Origin of the sequence: Brachyspira catarrhinii (assembly GCF_005518285.1) — a bacterium.
Classification (GTDB): domain Bacteria; phylum Spirochaetota; class Brachyspiria; order Brachyspirales; family Brachyspiraceae; genus Brachyspira; species Brachyspira catarrhinii.
This window is the reverse complement of sequence record NZ_SJDU01000272.1, coordinates 1-3,174: the sequence shown is the minus strand read 5'-3', so window position 1 is coordinate 3,174 and position 3,174 is coordinate 1. Positions and strand designations below refer to the sequence as shown.

Below are 3,174 nucleotides of genomic sequence, written 5' to 3'. Positions count from 1 at the left end.
TGTTGGGAATTCATACATCTTCAAATAAAATTTCAAACGAAAATATTTTGCCAGAAATACTTCCCGAAACCAACAATAACTTTGAAGAGAGTTTAAATAATATTCCAACCGTGACATCCGATGCAAACTCTATCGAAAATTCTTCTGACATTTTTTACGGTTATTTAATTTCGGACGATAGTTTGAATAGCGATGGAATAATAGGAATGAAATATGACGAATATACGATAGAAAACGGAGATAATCTAACGATAATATCCAAAAAAATAGGCGTCAATTTGGATACTTTGGTTAGCGTTAATAAAATAAGCAACGCGAATAAATTGCGACCAGGACAAAAAATTAAAATACCGAATCGAAACGGTTTATTATATACGGTGAAAAAAGGCGAGAGTCTGGAAGAAATTACAGAAAAATACGATATTCAATTGGATAAAGTTTTGACCTTCAATAAAATATCGAATAAGGACAATATAAGCATTGGAGACGAAATATTTTTACCAGATGCAAAATATACTTTGGAAGAGAGGATAGACAGATTTGGACAGATGTTTAGCCTGCCCACAAAAGTGACGAGAGTTAGCAGTTTATTCGGCTATAGAGTTCATCCGATTACAAAAGTAAGAACAAAACACATGGGAGTCGATATTCCTGGCGATTTAAATACTCCCGTTTACGCTTCAAGAAAAGGAAAAGTAATATTCGCGGGCTATAGCGGAGGATACGGAAATTTGGTAATCGTTCGTCATGATAAAGGCTATACTACATATTACGGACATTTAAATAAAATAACCACAAGAGCTGGCGCTAATGTCGGACAAGGAACTATGATAGGAAGAATGGGAAGCACGGGAAATTCTACTGGAAGCCATTTGCATTTTGAAGTTAGAAGAAACGGAGAGGCTTTGAATCCCGTAGATTTTATACCGATAGCGAAGTTTATCAGAAAGAGGTAATTATCTTATCCTATTTATAAAAAATTTCATTATTTCATTAACATAATCGCTCGAAGTGTCAAGCAATATTTTTTCTATAGAATTTTTTTTAAGGAAATTTAATTTATCTTCCATAATTTTATTTTGTTCGGTTAAATATTTATCTTTTACCCTTTTATTACGCATATCGAAATATACAAAATCATCGTTTTCTAAATCGGACATAATCAAAGTTCCGCCGAGATTTGGCAGTTGATATTCCAGCATATCGTTTACCAAGCAAACTATAAAATCATGTCTCTTTTTCGTTATATCGATTTCTTTTTTCGGAAACTCCGAGCAAATATCGGTTATTAAAAAAGTCACGCTTCCTCTCGATTGAATTCTGTTAAAATATTCCAAAGTGTCGGCTATATTGGTTTTTATATTTTTAGGCTCGAATTCTATAAGCTCTCTTATTATTCTTAAAACATGATTTCTACCTTTGTTTAACGGAATAAATTTTTCAACTCTATCGGTAAAAATTAGAAGTCCGACTTTATCGTTATTTTTCAAAGCCGAGAACAAAAGCAAAGCGGCGACTTCTATTATAAGATTATGTTTTGTTTTCGTAAATCCAAAATCGGTTGAAGCCGAAAAATCGGCAAGTATTATAACATTAAGCTCTCTCTCTTCTCTAAATCTTTTTATAAAAGGCTCGTTATATCTTGCGCTAACTTTCCAATCCATCGCTCGAACATCGTCTCCAATAGTATATTTTCTAACTTCGTCAAATTCTATTCCATGTCCTTTGAAAGCCGAATGATATCGTCCAGAAAAATACGAATTTACTATTCTTGAAGTTTTTATTTCTATTTGCCGAACAGATTTTAAAAGTTCTTTAGTCGTTATATTTCCGTTTCCAAACATTTATTTATCCGATAAATTTTCGTTAATAATTTTTTCTATAATATCAAAACCTATTTCTTTTATTGAAAGAACAGGATTTGGATTAATCGAATATTCTCCAATTTGTTTTTCAAATATTGAAACATTGCGCCATTCTCCTCTTTTATATCCAGTGTTATGATACATTCCGATATTTTTAAAACCCAAAGAAAGATGCAATTTTTCGCTTTTAATATTTGGAGAGGTAATCAAACTATAAACCGTTTTCACTCCTTGCGCTTTTAATATTTCAATCAAAGCCAAACATAATTTTTTACCCAAACCTTTTGATACATGCGCTTTATCTAAATATATCGATATTTCGGCGTTCCATTGATAAGCGGCTCTTTCCATATATTTATGAGCGTATGCGTAGCCGATAATTTTTCCGTCTTCTTCTAAAACCAAATAAGGATAAGTTTCAATAATATTTTCAATTCTTTTTTCAAATTCCGATTTAGTCGGAAGAATATATTCGAATGTTATAGCCGTTTCTATATATTGAGAATAAATTTCCAATAAAGAAAGAGCGTCCGAAATTGTGGCAAATCTAATTTTCATTTTTCTATTATAATATATTTATTTCTATTTTTCAATTATAATTTTTTTAATCATAATAATTCAAAATATTTTATCCGCATTTTTTAAAGTATATTCCATCGTTCGTCCAACCGCTTCGAGAGTTTTAATATCTATTTTATCAATCGTATCTTCCGTAGTATGATGATATTTGTAGCCCATATCGATTATGTCGATAAAAGGAATTTTTTCCATTAAAAAAGGAATATGGTCATCCGTTATCATTCCGTAATGTTCTTTAACGAAATAATCTTTATATCCCAAATCGTCCGCAAAGCCCCAAATTTTTTCGTAGATATTCGGGTAATATGTATAGGCAAAACTTTCGTATTTGAATTTTGCATTTGAACCGCCAACCATATCGAGCAATATTCCAAATTTTATTTTTTCTCTTTCTAAAATTTTATCGTTGACGAAAGCGATGCTTCCTTGAATCCAATCCGTTTCCGTTAATCCGTTTCCACTATAAAATAAATTTCCATCGTCTTCCAAATCGAATAAAATAAAACAAATTCCATAAGGTAATTTTTCATCTTTTAAAGAATTCATAAGCTCGAGCAAAATTCCCGAACTGCTCGCTCCATCGTTTGCCCCGTCAATCGGTTTATTTCTATTTTCAATTTTTCTGTCTTTTTCGGCAACTATTCTGCTGTCGTAATGGCTTGCCACAATAATATATTCTTCGCTTTCGCCTTCCAAAAACGAGTAGATATTTTCTCCTTTTCTGCCTTTG

The 3,174-nt window shown here is 31.7% G+C and carries 4 protein-coding genes; 1 reads left to right on the top strand and 3 read right to left on the bottom strand.

All coding sequences use genetic code 11. From position 1 onward, the window contains the following. Positions 1–956: M23 family metallopeptidase (locus EZH24_RS09225; protein WP_137998867.1), on the top strand; the 956-nt coding region annotated here is incomplete at its 5' end. Here the strand turns inward: EZH24_RS09225 and EZH24_RS09220 are convergent. From EZH24_RS09220 to EZH24_RS09210, 3 genes are all read right to left on the bottom strand, one after another. Further along, the gene (locus tag EZH24_RS09220; protein ID WP_137998866.1) at positions 957–1,844 is read right to left on the bottom strand and encodes a DUF58 domain-containing protein; all 888 of its coding nucleotides are present in this window, start codon (positions 1,842–1,844) and stop codon (positions 957–959) included. Further along, entirely contained in the window at positions 1,845–2,423 is a 579-nt protein-coding gene (locus EZH24_RS09215; RefSeq protein ID WP_137998865.1) for a GNAT family N-acetyltransferase, read from the bottom strand. 60 nt (positions 2,424–2,483) lie between these two features. After that, positions 2,484–3,174: M28 family peptidase (locus tag EZH24_RS09210; protein ID WP_137998864.1), on the bottom strand; the 691-nt coding region annotated here is incomplete at its 5' end.

Bases quoted from the DNA above. Each gene is read 5' to 3' on its own strand.
- EZH24_RS09220 (WP_137998866.1), bottom strand. From the start codon at position 1,844: ATGTTTGGAAACGGAAATATAACGACTAAAGAACTTTTAAAATCTGTT.
- EZH24_RS09215 (WP_137998865.1), bottom strand. From the start codon at position 2,423: ATGAAAATTAGATTTGCCACAATTTCGGACGCTCTTTCTTTATTGGAA.